Here is a 14,555-nt window from a genome sequence, read left to right on the forward strand (position 1 = left end):
GCGGCAAGTGCGATACCCCGCTCTGTCGCTTTCGCGGAGGCATCCGCTGCATGACCAAGATCCCCAACTTCGCCACCATCCCCTGGGCCAAGCTGAAAGCAACGGCGCCAACAATCGACGCCTCCGCCTGGGAAACTCCCGAAGGCATCGGCGTCAAGCGCGCTTACGACGAAAGCGACCTCGCCGGCCTGAAGTTTTTGGACACCTATCCCGGTGCTGCGCCATTTGTGCGCGGCCCCTATCCCACAATGTATGTCCAGCAGCCCTGGACCATCCGCCAATATGCCGGCTTCTCCACCGCCGAGGAGTCCAATGCCTTCTACCGCCGCAATCTCGCCGCCGGCCAAAAAGGGCTCTCGGTCGCTTTCGATCTTGCCACCCATCGCGGTTATGACAGTGATCACCCGCGGGTGGCGGGCGATGTCGGCATGGCGGGTGTGGCGATCGATTCCATCCTCGATATGCGCCAGCTCTTCGATGGCATTCCGCTCGACGAGATGAGCGTCTCGATGACCATGAACGGCGCGGTGCTGCCGATCATGGCGCTTTATATCGTCGCGGCGGAGGAACAGGGCGTTTCCGAGGACAAGCTGTCGGGCACGATTCAGAACGACATCCTGAAGGAGTTCATGGTCCGCAACACCTATATCTATCCGCCGCAGCCCTCGATGCGGATCGTCTCGGACATCTTCAGCTATACCAGCCGGCGCATGCCGAAGTTCAACTCGATCTCGATCTCCGGCTACCACATGCAGGAGGCCGGCGCGACCGCGGATCTGGAGCTCGCCTACACGATCGCCGACGGCATCGAATATGCGCGCGCAGGCGTTGCCGCCGGTCTCGATATAGACAGCTTCGCCCCCCGCCTCTCCTTCTTCTGGGCCGTCGGCATGAACTTCTTCATGGAGGTCGCCAAGATGCGCGCAGGACGGCTGATCTGGGCGGCGCTGATGCAGAAGAATTTCGCGCCGAAGGACCAGAAATCCCTTGCGCTCAGGACCCACAGCCAGACCTCCGGCTGGTCACTGACGGCGCAGGATCCGATGAACAACATCATTCGCACCATGGTCGAGGCGATGGCGGCCACACAGGGGCACACGCAATCGCTCCATACCAATTCCTTCGACGAGGCGCTGGCGTTGCCGACGGATCATTCCGCCCGCATCGCCCGCAACACGCAGATCCTGCTGCAGAAGGAATCGGGTACGACAGGGATCATCGATCCCTGGGGCGGTTCGGCCTATGTAGAGCGGCTGACCCATGACCTTGCGGCCCGCGCCCTTGCCCATATCGAGGAGGTCGAGGCGCTCGGCGGTATGGCGAAGGCGATCGAGAAAGGCATTCCGAAGCTTCGCATCGAGGAAGCCGCAGCCCGCACGCAGGCACGCATCGACAGCGGCCATCAGACCGTCGTCGGCGTGAATTTTTCCAAACCGGAGCAGGATATCGAAGTCGATGTCCTGAAGGTCGAGAATTCCGAGGTGCGGGCACGCCAGCTTTCCAAGCTGCAGCAACTGAAGGGCACCCGCGAGACGGCCGCCGTCGAGACTGCCCTTGACGCTCTGACGGAAGCCGCACGCAATGGCACCGGCAACCTGCTCGACTTCGCCGTGAAGGCAGCGAGAGCAAGAGCCACCGTCGGCGAAATCTCGCTGGCGCTCGAAAAAGCCTATGGACGTCATGTCGCCGAGATCAGGACCATCTCCGGCGTCTACCGCAAGGAAGTCGGCTCCGAAGATCCGGTCTTCAATACGGCAGTGACCAAAATCGAGGCGTTCCGCAGGGCGCGGGGCGAGAAACCCCGCATCCTCATCGCCAAGATGGGCCAGGATGGGCATGATCGCGGCCAGAAGGTCATCGCCACGGCCTTTGCCGATCTCGGCTTCGATGTCGTCGTCGGCGCGATGTTCCAGACGCCTGAGGAAGTCGCCGACGTCGCCGTGCGCGAGGGCGTCGACATCGTCGGCGCATCGTCGCTCGCCGCCGGTCATCTGACGCTGGTTCCGGAATTGAAGGAGGCGCTCATCCGGCGTCATGCCCGCAACATTCTGATTGCGGTCGGCGGCGTCATTCCGCAGCAGGATTTCGCGGCGCTGGAGGCAGCCGGCGCCGACGCAATCTTTCCGCCGGGAACCGTGATTGCGGAGGCGGCGACAGCACTGATCGAGAAGCTTATGGCGTAAACAGCGACGTGCGGAGAGGCTCCGGCTAATTTCCCGCACCGCTCTTAGGGGTTGGTTTAGACGGCCACGCTCTTGAAGAATTCGATACTCTGAGCGATTTCGCCCGGCAGAGCCGAATTGTGGCTGCCTGGCACCGTCGCCATGTCCATCTTCACGCCTGCGGCTGTCGCCCGCTTCGAAAGCAATGCCAAGCGCGAATCAAAATGCGCCTCTTCGGTCCCGTGGAACAGCTTTACAGGGCTTTTGAAACTGTGCGCATAGCAGAGCGGCGAGCGCATCTGGTATTCACGCGGGTTCCCGGTGTTGAAGCGGATATCCTGCGGATAGCGGCCGAAGAAGGCGTAGGCATCCGGATTGCCTGATATGGGCGCGACCGCCCTGAAGCGGTGGGTCGACATCGCAGCCAGCATGGCGAGCGTGCCGCCGATGCTGTGCCCGGCCAGGAACATGCGGTGCGGATCGACACCCGGCAGATGCCGCAGCCGGTTGGAAGCAGCCAGCACATCGGCAACCTCGTCGTAAAAACCCGAGAAATTGCCCTTCTGGCCGTTTTCTCCACGCATGGAGGGGATCATGACGACGTAGCCGGCCTCGACATAGGGCTTCATCAGCTGCCAATGCCCCTGCCCGATGGCGTTGCCGCCGTGCAGGAACAATACGGCCGGCTTCGGCTTCTCCGAGCGCGTATAGCGGGAAACCCAGGCAACGAGTTCCAATTCCTCGCCAACGCCGCTGCGATAGAAAAGCCGTTCGGCCGTCGATGGCGTAACGAGCCTCTCGTAGATATCGGGGGCCGGCCCCTTGCTCAGGAGATCGGTTCGAAACAGGTGGCGCTCCTTGGCATAGTCGCCCGAAAGCAGCGGCGGGGCATCCTCGGCCTTTTCATCGCTCCGAGCGATCGCCTTTGTCTCGGCGGGCTTGCTGCCTGTGGTGCTGTCATCAGCCGCCCTGACGATTGCGGGCGCAAAAAGCGTGGCGGCGATGCCGGCAAGAACGCTGCGGCGATTGGGACGAAATGCGTTGTCGTCAGACATGGTCATGAGCTCTGTCTAAATGTCCCGGCGCAGCGCAAATCTGCACGGGTTGAAAGGCAAGGCCAACTCACTTTGTGGTGAGGAATCGCCCCGCGCTATTCATCGACAACCGGAGCCTTGGCGTCAATCATCGCAATCAAAGTTTCCAGCCTGTCGGCCTCGTAGGGCGGCTTGTCTGGCCGTAGCCTTGCAATGCGGGGAAAGCGCATGGCAACGCCGGATTTATGGCGGGTGGAGCGATTGATGCCTTCGAAGGCGACCTCGAGCACGAAACCGAAATCGCGATCGGCACGCACGGCACGCACCGGGCCGAAACGATCGACCGTATTGTTGCGCACGAACTTGTCGAGCACTTCCAGCTCGGCATCGGTAAAGCCGAAATAGGCCTTGCCGACCGGAACAAGCTGCTCGCCCTCGGGCGTCATCGCCCAGACGCCGAAGGTGAAATCGGAATAGTAGCTGGAGCGCTTGCCATGGCCCCGCTGCGCATACATCAGCACGGCATCGACATTATAAGGATCGCGCTTCCACTTGAACCATGGGCCTTTGGCGCGGCCCGCGAGATAGGCGCTGTCCTTGCGCTTGATCATCACACCTTCGATGACCGGGTCGGGCGGCGAGGAGCGTAGCCGGTCGAGCTCCTCCCAAGAAATGAAATCGACGAGCGGCGATAGATCGAAACGGTCGTGCGGTGCCGAGTCGATGATCTCGGTCAGCCGCTCGCGCCGATCGAGGAAGCCGCGGGCGCGCACGTCCTCCGCGCCGTCAAAGAGGAGATCATAGGCGCGGATGAAAGCCGGAAACTCGTCGAGCATCTTCGAAGTCACGGTCTTGCGATTAAGGCGCTGCTGCAGATCGGAAAAGCTGCGTGTCGGGTTGCTGGAACGCACGGTGCCGCCGACCAGCAGCTCGCCATCCATAACACCCTCGAAGTTCATGGCGTCCACAACGTCGGGAAAGGCTCCGGATATGTCATCGCCGGAGCGAGAATAGAGCTTGCTCGTGGCGCCCGAGCGCGAAAGCTGGACGCGGATGCCGTCCCATTTCCATTCGGCGGCGAAATCGCGGGGGTCGAGCCCATGGAGATCGCCCGGTTCGACCGGGTTGGCAAGCATGACGGAATGGAAGATCGCCGGCGTCGCCAGAATCGGCTTCTCGCCCTTGCCCTCAAGCCAGTGGAACAGGCTTTCATAGGGCGGCTGCAGGCCATGCCACAACGTCTCGATTTCCGTTACATCCTTGCCGCTCATCTCAGCCAGCGCCTGCTTGGCAAGCCGAGCCGAGACGCCGATGCGCATCGCACCCGTCGCGAGCTTTAAGAATGCGAAACGGCCCGAAGTATCCAGCCGATCAAGCAGATCGCGGACGAAGCTGCGCACCTCCGTCCGCCCAAGCGCATTCATGCGTCTGATAACCTCGCCGAGTTTCGGCTGCGCGCCGGCAGGGCGCTCGATGTCGCTCTCCTTGTCCCAGACCAGCGAGATCGTTTCGGCGAGATCGCCGACATAATCGTAGGAGTAGCGGAACAGCACCTCGTCCATACGTTCGAGAACAAGCTCGCGCAGCATGGCGGGCTTGACGTTGCGCACCTCGAGCGTGCCGGCGATGGCCGCTAGACCATAGCCACGGTCGGGATCGGGTGTATCGCGGAAATAATCGGTCAGCAGCTTCAGCTTTCCGTTGCGGCTCGGCGTCAGCACCAGGCGGTCGAGAAGGTCGGCAAAGGCTTTCATCAATCGCCCTCGTCTTCATAGCCGATGAGATGCAGCGGCTTGGCGGCGATACCCTGCAGCTCGCACCAGCGCACCAGCGATTCCTCGCGGCCGTGGGTGACCCAGACCTCGCTCGGCTTCAGATCGGAGATCGTCTCCGTCAGTTCGGGCCAGTCGCAATGATCCGATATGACCAGCGGCAGCTCGACGCCGAGCTGTTTGGCGCGCTGGCGCACCATCATCCAGCCGGAGGCGAAAGCCGGCAGAGGATCGTGAAAGCGCCGCGCCCAGCGATCCTGAAACGCAGAAGGCGGGCCGACGACGACGGCGCCGTGGAAGATCGACTGATCGCGGCTTTCGATGGTGGCCGGCTTGAGTTCGCCGAGCGCGATGCCCTGGCTTACATAATAATCGCAGAGTGTTTCCAATGCGCCGTGAATATAGATCGGCTTATCATAGCCGGCATCGCGCAGCAGGCGGATGACGCGCTGCGCCTTGCCGAGCGCATAGGCGCCGACCAGATGTGTTCGTTCCGGAAACTGGCGAAGCGAAGCCAGGAGCTTGCGCGTCTCGGACATCGGATCCGGGTGATGGAAAACCGGCAGGCCGAAGGTCGCCTCGGTGATGAAGACGTCGCAGGGAACCGGGACATAGGCTTCACAGGTCGGGTCCGGCCGGCGTTTGTAGTCACCCGAGACCACGATGCGCAGCCCATCCTTCTCCACGGCGATCTGCGCCGAGCCGAGCACATGGCCGGCCGGATAGAACTGCACCTTTACGCCATTGATCGTCACTTCCTCGCCGAAGACAACCGCCTGCTCCGAGCCGGCAAAATCATCGCCGTAGCGGATGCGCATGATATCGAGCGTCTGGCGAGTGGCGAGCACATGGGCATGGCCAGAGCGGGCATGATCCGAATGACCATGCGTAACAAGAGCCCGCTCGACCGGTTGCACGGGGTCGATATGGAAGCCGCCGATCGGGCAAAACAAGCCCTCGGGCGCCGGATAAAGCAGTTGATCGGGTCTCATGATTAAAGAGGATAGCGCGATTTGCACGATTAGGTAGCGATGGCGGCAGCTTTTTGATCGAATCGTCGTTCGCGTTGCCGATCGGGCAGATCGAAGACGAGCACGGAGCCCTCTCTAAGCCAGTAAATGCAATGGAACCGTTCTGCTCTTTGGCCGCTCAGTGCAGGGATCAGCGCCATCTGTATCAAAACGGCACAGGCAGGCTTGGCACGATTTCTGCTTCGTAAACGCCGTTCCAGGAGCTCGCAATGATCCAACGCCGCACCTTCGTCGCTTCCCTCGCCGCCTCGGCAGCGACCGGCCTGCTTACGCCGCGCGTTTTCGCCGCGCCGCTGGCGAAGATGGCCGGTGCCGAGCTACGCGGACCGATCGATGCCGTTGCGCTGAAGACGACGCCGGGCGCGAGCGATTTCAAGAGCGGCAAGCTGCAAGCGATGATCGACAATGCGGCACGGACCGACATGCCGCTCTTCCTCCCGCCGGGCACATACAATATCTCCAACCTGACATTGCCCAATAATACGCGGATCACAGGCGTTCCCGGTGCTTCACGGCTGGTCTATAGCGGCGACGGCCATCTGATGAATGCCGACAAGGCCAAGCGCATCGAGCTTTCCGGCCTCGTGCTCGATGGCGGCAATCGCTGGCTCGCCGATTATGCCGGTGGCCTCCTGCAATTTACCGGCGTCGACGAGGTGCTGATCGACAATTGCGAAGTTACCGGCAGCCGCAAGCATGCTCTGCAGCTTGAGCGCTGCGGCGGCCGGATCGAGCGCAGCCGCATCTCCGGCGCGGCGGAAGCCGGCATCTATTCCGTCCAGTCAACCGGATTGACGGTGACAGGCAATCGCGTCGAGGATTGCGGCAATGGCGGTATTCTGATCCATCGTTGGAACAAGGCCGAGGATGGCAGCAGTGTCATCAACAATCGCATTGCCCGCATTCGCGCCAATGGCGGCGGCACCGGCCAGAACGGCAATGGCATCAACGTCTTCCGCGCCGATGGCGTCACGGTTTCAGGCAATCAGATCACCGATTGCGCCTTCACCGCCATCCGCGCCAATTCGGCCTCGAATGTACAGATCTCGAACAATCAGTGTCTGCGTTCGGGCGAAACGGCCATCTACTGCGAATTCGAATTCGTCGGCGCCACGATCAACAACAACCTTGTCGATGGCGCCGCCAACGGCATCTCGGTCACCAATTTCGACAAGGGCGGAAGGCTCGCCTCGGTAACAGGCAATGTCATCCGCAACCTGTCGCTGACGGCGCCCTATGCGCAGGATGGCGGCTTTGGCATCGGTATATCGGCTGAGGCCGATACGCTTGTTGCCGATAATGTCATCGAGAATGCGCCGCTCTGGGGCATGCGCCTCGGCTGGGGGCAATATCTCCGCAACGTCGTCGCGACAGGCAATATCGTCAGACATGCCGGCATCGGCTGCGTCGTCTCGGTTGCGGATGGTGCCGGCTCGGCGGTGATTGCGGGCAATCTCTTCCAGGAGATGCAGCAAGCTGCGATCATGGGCTTTCGCTGGGACAAGCCTACATCGGGCGACCTCACCAAGGGAAGCGCGCAGTTCCCGCAATTGACCATCGAAAACAACAGACTGGCTTAACGCACGCCGCGCAATGGTACGCAGCGGTTTTGCGATAACGGCATGCGCCTTAACCCGTTCGCCAGTTCGGCTGCCGCTTTTCGAAGAAGGCAGTAATGCCTTCCTTCGCCTCGTCGGTCTCCCAGGCGTCCGCCAGTTGCTCGACGACGTGATCGATCATGCTATCGGTGATCGGTCTGCCGACGGAACGCGCCAGGGCCTTGGCACGAGCGGCAGCCTGCGGTGACGCCGCTAGAAAATGGCGGACCTCCGACTCCGCGGCCTCGTCCAACGCCTCCTCCGCCACGACTCGTGACAGAAGACCTGTTGCATGTGCCTGCCAGGCATCGATGATCTTGCCGGAGAGGAAGAGCGGGCGGGCATTCGTCTCGCCGATCCGGGCGACGACATAGGGGCTGATGGTGGCGGGAATGATGCCGAGGCGTACTTCCGTTAGACCGAAGCGGGCTGTCGACGCCGCGATCACCATGTCGCAGACGCTGAGGATGCCGATGCCGCCGCCGAAGGCATTGCCGTGAACGCGGGCGATCAGCGGCTTGGGGAGCTCGTTCAACGCCTTGAACAACATGGCAAGCCGCCGCGCTTCCACCATGCGTCCGTCCCGCGTGGCGTCGAACTGGGCGCGCATCCAGCCGAGATCGCCGCCAGCGCAGAAACTGGCACCCTCACCGGTGAGCACGACGACACGCACCGCTTTGTCGTGGGCAAGCTCATTCGTTGCAGCCGTGAGATCATCGATCATCTCGGCCGACAGGGCATTGTGCTTTCCGGCGCGCGTCAGGGTCAGATAGGCGACACCGCGCTCGTCTGTGGTGATGCGGATCGTTTGCGATATCATGCGGTACTCCTGAGGCTGCGGGCGAAGGCGGCGGCGGCCGCAAGCTTGTCCTTGTCCAGGCCGGTTTCGTATCCCTGCGCCTCCAGATAGTCGCAGACCGCCAGCGTATCGACGTTACCCTTGGCACCAGGAGCGAAGGGGCAACCACCGAGGCCGCCGGCTGAAGCATCGAAGACGCGCAGGCCGCGCTCCAGGGCGACGGCGATATTCTCAAGCGCGCGTCCCGACGTATCGTGAAAATGCCCTGCCAGAACCATGGAGGGCAATTCGCCCAGCACTGCGGCAAGCATCCGGTCGACAGCCTCAGGCGTACCTTTGCCGATCGTGTCGCCGAGGCTGATTTCATAGCAGCCAAGGGCACGAAGCTGCCAGGCAACGCTGACGACATTCTGCGGCGGTATGGCGCCCTCATAGGGGCATTCGACGACGCAACTGACATAGCCGCGCAATGGGACACCACGATCCCGGCTGGCAGCGGCCACCGGCCGGAAGCGTTCAATGCTCTCGGCGATCGAGCAGTTGATGTTGCGCATGGAGAAGGTTTCGGAAGCCGACGCGAAGATCGCGACCTCATCGGCGCCGGCAGCGAGGGCGGCTTCGAAGCCCTGCATGTTGGGCGCCAGCGCTGCATAGCGGATGCCGGAACGCCGCTCTATGCCAGCCATGACATCGGCGGCATCGGCCAGTTGCGGCACCCATTTCGGACTGACGAAGCTCGTAACTTCGATGCGCTCGAAACCGCAATCGGAGAGCTGGTTTACCAGCTCGATCTTCCGCGCGGTATCAACCGGCTGCTTTTCATTCTGCAGGCCGTCGCGCGGCGCCATCTCGACGATGGTGACGTGGTTGGAGGGTTTGTCGATCATGCCGCATCCTCCGGTCGAAGCGACAGAAGCACGGCGCTTTCGCTGGTCTGGTCACCTTCGCCGACATTCAGGCTTTCGACGATGCCGTCGCGAGCCGCCGTCAGCGTCAGTTCCATCTTCATGGCCTCCATGACGATCAGCGCCTGTCCCTTGATCACCGGGTCTCCCTCGCGCACGCGGACGATCTTGACGAGGCCCGGCATCGGCGCGATCACGCGATCGCCGCCGCTAGCCGCCTCCTCTTCTCCGTCGAGAAGATCGAGGCGATGGAAATGATGCGTGTGCCCATCAAGGAACAAAGTCACACCTGACGATGTCTCGAAGACATCCAGTTGAGATTGCCGGCCGTCGATCTCGACGTGGCGGGCAAGGCCCTCACCTGCGAGCAAGCGAACGAGAATGATGCGATCGTCAAAGGCGACACTGAACAGCGACCGACTCTTTGCAGCCACGCGGCATTTCTGATGACCGCCAGCAAAATGCACCGTGACAGGACGGCTCGCCTCTCCCCAGAGCTGCCAAGCGCCGAGCGACAGCCAAGGATCATTGCCAGCGGCTTCTGCGAACCCACCCGCCTCGACAATAGCGGCAATGGTAAGAGCCGCATCGTCGGGCTGCCGCGCCGAAGTCAGCGCCTCCACGCCACGATCGATCAATCCCGTGTCCGGATGGCCGGCGGCGAACTCCGGCTGACGGCTGAGGCGAATGAGGAAATCGAGGTTGGTCGTGGTCCCGGCGACCTGCGTCTGCTCCAGGCCTCGCGTGAGCTTCGCCAGGGCGGCTGCCCGATCCGGCGCATGCACCGTCAGCTTGGCGATCAGCGGATCGTAATGTGGGGTGATGGTATCGCCCTCGCGCACGCCCGCATCGATGCGGACATCGCCTTCGGGAAAGCGTAAGCGAGAGAGCGTGCCGGTTGCCGGCAGGAAGCCGCGCGCCGGATCCTCCGCATAGATGCGCGCTTCGAAGGCCCAGCCGTTTATGGTGAGTTCATCCTGCGTTTTTGGCAAAGGCTCGCCGTTAGCGACCCGCAACTGCCACTCCACCAGATCGACGCCGGCGATCGCCTCGGTGACAGGGTGTTCGACCTGCAGGCGTGTATTCATTTCCATGAAGAAGAAGCGATCCGGCGACAGCCCGTCGGAGACATCGGCGATGAATTCGACCGTGCCGGCGCCGCGATAATCGATGGCGCGGGCGGCGCGAACAGCCGCTTCGCCCATGGCGTTGCGCATCTCCTCTGTCATACCGGGGGCCGGTGCCTCCTCGATCACCTTCTGGTGCCGGCGCTGCAGCGAGCAATCGCGCTCGAAGAGATGCACGGCATTGCCGTAGCTATCTCCGAAGACCTGGATCTCGATGTGACGCGGCTTGATCAGATATTTTTCGATGAGCACGGCATCGTCGCCGAAGGCGGATTTCGCCTCGCGCTTTGCCGCCTCCAGAAACGCGCCGAAATCTTCCGGACGGTCGACGCGGCGCATGCCCTTGCCGCCACCGCCCGCCCGCGCCTTGATAAGCACGGGAAAGCCGATTGCGGCCGCCTGATCGGTAAGAAAGCCGGCTTCCTGCCCATCGCCGTGATAGCCGGGGACGACAGGCACGCCCGCCCGCTCCATCAGCGCCTTAGCCGCATCCTTGAGGCCCATGGCACGGATGGAGGCCGGCGATGGGCCGATGAAGACGAGACCGGCAGCCTCGACCGCCTCGGCGAAATCGGCATTTTCCGAGAGGAAGCCATAGCCGGGGTGGATGGCCTCCGCTTGGGTGCGTTGAGCCGCCGCAATGATCTTCTCTTTCGAAAGATAACTTTCGCTCGCCGCCGCCGGGCCGATATGGACAGCCTCGTCGGCTAGCGCCACGTGCAGCGCATCCCGATCGGCGTCGGAATAGACGGCGACCGTGCGGATGCCGAGGCGCCTCGCCGTGCGGATGACGCGGCAGGCGATTTCGCCGCGATTGGCGATCAGTATCTTCGAAAACATCGGCAGACCCTATTGCGCGGCAATGACTTCGACTTCGAGCAGCCAGGCCGTATCGAAAATACCAGCGATCACCACAGTCATGGCCGGCGCGAGCGAGCCTAGATATTCGCTGCGAATCTCGCGGTTCTCGATCGTATGATGTCGATCGGCGAGAAAGGTGGTGACCTTGACGATATCTTCTTTCGTCATGCCGGCTGCTTTCAGCTGGGCGTCGATGTTGTGCCAGACTTGACGGGCCTGCGCCTTAAATCCCTCCGGCAAGGCATCATCGACATCGGTCGGTATCTGTCCGCTGATAAAAAGCAGTCGCTCGAAATTCTCGAGCTTCACGGCTTGGGCATAGCCGCCGCGGGGTTGCGGCGCATTCTTGGCATTGATGGCATCGCGTTTCATCTCCGTCTCCTCACATCCTGAACAGACCGAAGCGTGTGTCTTCGATCGGTGCGTTGAGTGCTGCTGAAAGCGACAGAGCCAGCACGTCGCGGCTCTTACGCGGATCGATGATGCCATCGTCCCAGAGGCGGGCAGAGGCATAGAGCGGGTGGCTCTGGGTTTCGAACATCTTGAGCGTCGGCGCCTTGAAGGCGGCCTCTTCTTCCAGCGTCCAAGGCTTGCCTGCACGCACCAGCGCCTCGCCGCGCACGGTGGCGAGCACACCCGCCGCCTGCTCCCCGCCCATGACGGAGATGCGGCTGTTGGGCCAGGTCCAAAGGAAGCGCGGCGAGTAGGCGCGACCGGCCATGCCGTAATTGCCGGCGCCGAAGGAGCCGCCGATCAGCATGGTGATCTTCGGAACCCTGGTTGTGGCCACAGCCGTCACCAGCTTGGCGCCATTCTTGGCGATGCCCTCGGTCTCATATTTGCGGCCGACCATGAAGCCGGTGATATTCTGCAGGAAGACGAGCGGGATCTTGCGCTGCGAGCAGAGCTCGACGAAATGGGCGCCCTTCAACGCCGATTCCGAGAAGAGGACGCCGTTGTTGGCGATAATCCCGACGGGAATGCCGTGGATATGAGCAAAGCCGCAGACCAGCGTCGTGCCATAGCGCGCCTTGAATTCATCGAGGCGGGAGCCGTCCACCATGCGGGCGATGATCTCGCGCACGTCATAGGGGGTGCGCAGATCCGAGGGGACGATGCCGAGAATATCCTCGGGATCGTAGAGCGGTGCCTCGGGCGTACGAAGCTCGACGCTTTCGGGTTTGCGGCGATTGAGATTGGCGACCGCCTGGCGGGCGAGCGCAAGTGCATGAGCATCGTCGTGCGCCAGATGATCGGCAACACCGGAGAGGCGCGTATGCACATCGCCGCCGCCGAGATCTTCGGCCGAGACCACCTCCCCTGTAGCCGCCTTGACGAGCGGCGGCCCGGCAAGAAAAATCGTTCCCTGCTTCTCGACGATGATGGTTTCATCCGACATGGCCGGCACATAGGCGCCGCCCGCCGTGCAGGAGCCCATGACGACGGCGATCTGCGGAATGCCGGCGGCCGACATATTGGCTTGATTGTAGAAGATGCGGCCGAAGTGATCGCGGTCCGGAAACACCTCGTCCTGGTTCGGCAGGTTGGCGCCGCCGGAATCGACGAGATAGATGCAGGGGAGATCGTTTTCGGCGGCGATTTCCTGCGCCCGCAGATGCTTCTTCACCGTGATCGGATAGTAAGTGCCGCCTTTGACCGTGGCATCGTTGCAGACAATCATGCAATCGCGGCCGGAAACGCGGCCGATGCCAGCGATCAGGCCGGCGCCCGGCGCGTCGCCGCTGTAGAGACCTTGCGCGGCAGTCATGCCGATTTCCAGAAACGGCGTGGCGGGATCGATCAAGTCGGCAACGCGATCGCGCGGCAGCATCTTGCCGCGGCTGACATGGCGCTCACGCGCCTGCACGCCGCCGCCTTCCGCCGCCTGTAATGCAGCGGCTTCTGCTACAGCGATCGCCTCGAGCATGGCGGCGCGATTATCGCGAAAGCGATCCGAATGCGTCGATATCTCTGACTTCAAAACGGTCATGCGGCCTCGCCGATCAGTGAAATGGAATTCGAAATCAGGCCGTTTCGCCGAACAGCTCGCGGCCGATCAGCATGCGCCGGATTTCGGACGTGCCGGCACCGATCTCGTAGAGCTTGGCGTCGCGCAGCAGCCGTCCGGCGGGATAGTCATTGGTATAGCCATTGCCGCCGAGCGCCTGGATGCATTCGAGCGCCAGCGCCGTCGCCTTCTCGGCGGAATAGAGGATGCAGCCGGCTGCATCCTTGCGGGTCGTCTCGCCGCGATCGCAGGCGGCCGCCACCGCATAGACATAGGCACGCGCGGCATTCATGGTTACATACATGTCGGCCAGCTTGCCCTGCATTAGCTGAAATTCACCGATCGACTGGCCGAACTGCTTGCGCTCATGCATGTAGGGCAGCACCACGTCCATGCAGGCCGCCATGATGCCGACGGGGCCGCCGGAGAGGACGACGCGCTCGTAATCGAGACCCGACATCAGCACCCGCACGCCGCCATCCACCTGACCGAGAACATTCTCCTCCGGCACCTCGCAATCGAGGAAGATCAGCTCCGAAGTGTTCGAGCCGCGCATGCCGAGCTTGTCGAGCTTTTGGCCGACGGAGAAGCCGGGGAAGCCTTTTTCGACGAGGAAGGCGGTGATCCCCCGCGGGCCGGCATCCGGCGAAGTCTTGGCGTAGACGACAAGAACATCGGCATCCGGGCCGTTGGTGATCCACATCTTGCTGCCGTTCAGCACATAGCGGTGGCTGCGTTTCTCCGCTTGCAGCTTCATGGAGACGACATCGGAGCCCGCGCCCGGTTCCGACATGGCGAGAGCCCCCACATGCTCGCCCGAAATCAGCTTCGGCAGATAGCGCTCCTTCTGCGCGGTCGTGCCGTTGCGGTAGATCTGGTTGACGCAGAGATTGGAATGGGCACCATAGCTTAGGCCGACGGAGGCGGAAGCCCGGCTGATTTCCTCCATCGCCACCGTATGGGCGAGATAGCCGAGGCCAGCCCCGCCATAGGCCTCATCGACGGTAATCCCCAGCAGCCCGAGATCGCCCATTTCCCGCCACAGATGCATCGGAAAATTGTTGTTGCGATCGATTTCGTCGGCAAACGGTGCGATACGGTTGGCAGCGAAACGGCGCACCTGCTCGCGCAATGCGTCGATGTCCTCTCCCAGCGCGAAGTTCAATCCCCCTGCAAACATCCGGCTTCTCCTCCCGATATTCCCGAACGCGCGATCCTTACGAACCTATACCTCTTTATGCCCGCTTCAAGTTTCGGC

11 protein-coding genes are annotated in these 14,555 nt (G+C 62.2%); 2 read left to right on the top strand and 9 right to left on the bottom strand.

Annotated elements, in window-relative coordinates:
* Window positions 1-50: 50 nt before the first annotated feature.
* Complete coding sequence (gene scpA, locus AC13QE_RS10615; RefSeq protein WP_488483605.1) at window positions 51-2,183, top strand: methylmalonyl-CoA mutase; 2,133 nt, start codon at window positions 51-53, stop codon at window positions 2,181-2,183.
* Window positions 2,184-2,239: 56 nt separating this feature from the next.
* Here the strand turns inward: scpA and AC13QE_RS10620 are convergent, their stop codons facing one another.
* From AC13QE_RS10620 to AC13QE_RS10630, 3 genes are all read right to left on the bottom strand, one after another.
* A complete protein-coding gene (locus tag AC13QE_RS10620) occupies window positions 2,240-3,223 on the bottom strand; it encodes an alpha/beta hydrolase family protein (RefSeq protein WP_488483606.1) in 984 nt (327 codons plus the stop codon).
* Window positions 3,224-3,312: 89 nt separating this feature from the next.
* On the bottom strand, window positions 3,313-4,950 hold the full coding sequence (locus tag AC13QE_RS10625) for a cisplatin damage response ATP-dependent DNA ligase (RefSeq protein WP_488483607.1): 1,638 nt from the start codon (window positions 4,948-4,950) through the stop codon (window positions 3,313-3,315).
* Window positions 4,950-5,960, bottom strand: a complete 1,011-nt coding sequence (locus AC13QE_RS10630) for a ligase-associated DNA damage response exonuclease (RefSeq protein ID WP_488483608.1) — start codon at window positions 5,958-5,960, stop codon at window positions 4,950-4,952. Before AC13QE_RS10630 ends, AC13QE_RS10625 begins: the two co-directional genes overlap by 1 nt.
* Before the next feature lie 248 nt (window positions 5,961-6,208).
* On the opposite strand from AC13QE_RS10630, the gene AC13QE_RS10635 reads away from it, so the two are divergent.
* Window positions 6,209-7,579 carry a TIGR03808 family TAT-translocated repetitive protein gene (locus AC13QE_RS10635; RefSeq protein WP_488483609.1) on the top strand — a complete coding sequence of 457 codons (1,371 nt, stop codon included), beginning with the start codon at window positions 6,209-6,211 and terminating at the stop codon, window positions 7,577-7,579.
* Window positions 7,580-7,628: 49 nt separating this feature from the next.
* On the opposite strand, the gene AC13QE_RS10640 is transcribed toward AC13QE_RS10635, so the two are convergent.
* From AC13QE_RS10640 to AC13QE_RS10665, 6 genes are read right to left on the bottom strand one after another with little or no spacing between them, the layout of a single operon-like run.
* Complete coding sequence (locus AC13QE_RS10640) at window positions 7,629-8,417, bottom strand: crotonase/enoyl-CoA hydratase family protein (protein ID WP_488483610.1); 789 nt, start codon at window positions 8,415-8,417, stop codon at window positions 7,629-7,631.
* Window positions 8,414-9,283, bottom strand: a complete 870-nt coding sequence (locus tag AC13QE_RS10645) for a hydroxymethylglutaryl-CoA lyase (protein WP_488483611.1) — start codon at window positions 9,281-9,283, stop codon at window positions 8,414-8,416. The genes AC13QE_RS10640 and AC13QE_RS10645 overlap by 4 nt, the downstream gene beginning before the upstream one ends.
* A complete protein-coding gene (locus AC13QE_RS10650) occupies window positions 9,280-11,268 on the bottom strand; it encodes an acetyl/propionyl/methylcrotonyl-CoA carboxylase subunit alpha (protein WP_488483612.1) in 1,989 nt (662 codons plus the stop codon). Before AC13QE_RS10650 ends, AC13QE_RS10645 begins: the two co-directional genes overlap by 4 nt.
* Window positions 11,269-11,277: 9 nt before the next feature.
* Window positions 11,278-11,661, bottom strand: a complete 384-nt coding sequence (locus AC13QE_RS10655) for a RidA family protein (protein ID WP_488483613.1) — start codon at window positions 11,659-11,661, stop codon at window positions 11,278-11,280.
* Between the two features lie 10 nt (window positions 11,662-11,671).
* Complete coding sequence (locus tag AC13QE_RS10660) at window positions 11,672-13,279, bottom strand: carboxyl transferase domain-containing protein (protein WP_488483614.1); 1,608 nt, start codon at window positions 13,277-13,279, stop codon at window positions 11,672-11,674.
* Window positions 13,280-13,313: 34 nt separating this feature from the next.
* Window positions 13,314-14,477 (bottom strand): isovaleryl-CoA dehydrogenase, encoded by a 1,164-nt coding sequence (locus AC13QE_RS10665; RefSeq protein ID WP_488483615.1) that lies wholly within the window; start codon window positions 14,475-14,477, stop codon window positions 13,314-13,316.
* Between the last annotated feature and the right edge of the window lie 78 nt (window positions 14,478-14,555).

The sequence above is a fragment of the Martinezella sp. CNPSo 3957 genome, assembly GCF_057784395.1.

Bases quoted from the DNA above. Each gene is read 5' to 3' on its own strand.
- scpA (WP_488483605.1), top strand. From the start codon at position 51: ATGACCAAGATCCCCAACTTCGCCACCATCCCCTGGGCCAAGCTGAAA.
- AC13QE_RS10620 (WP_488483606.1), bottom strand. From the start codon at position 3,223: ATGACCATGTCTGACGACAACGCATTTCGTCCCAATCGCCGCAGCGTT.
- AC13QE_RS10625 (WP_488483607.1), bottom strand. From the start codon at position 4,950: ATGAAAGCCTTTGCCGACCTTCTCGACCGCCTGGTGCTGACGCCGAGC.
- AC13QE_RS10630 (WP_488483608.1), bottom strand. From the start codon at position 5,960: ATGAGACCCGATCAACTGCTTTATCCGGCGCCCGAGGGCTTGTTTTGC.
- AC13QE_RS10635 (WP_488483609.1), top strand. From the start codon at position 6,209: ATGATCCAACGCCGCACCTTCGTCGCTTCCCTCGCCGCCTCGGCAGCG.
- AC13QE_RS10640 (WP_488483610.1), bottom strand. From the start codon at position 8,417: ATGATATCGCAAACGATCCGCATCACCACAGACGAGCGCGGTGTCGCC.
- AC13QE_RS10645 (WP_488483611.1), bottom strand. From the start codon at position 9,283: ATGATCGACAAACCCTCCAACCACGTCACCATCGTCGAGATGGCGCCG.
- AC13QE_RS10650 (WP_488483612.1), bottom strand. From the start codon at position 11,268: ATGTTTTCGAAGATACTGATCGCCAATCGCGGCGAAATCGCCTGCCGC.
- AC13QE_RS10655 (WP_488483613.1), bottom strand. From the start codon at position 11,661: ATGAAACGCGATGCCATCAATGCCAAGAATGCGCCGCAACCCCGCGGC.
- AC13QE_RS10660 (WP_488483614.1), bottom strand. From the start codon at position 13,279: ATGACCGTTTTGAAGTCAGAGATATCGACGCATTCGGATCGCTTTCGC.
- AC13QE_RS10665 (WP_488483615.1), bottom strand. From the start codon at position 14,477: ATGTTTGCAGGGGGATTGAACTTCGCGCTGGGAGAGGACATCGACGCA.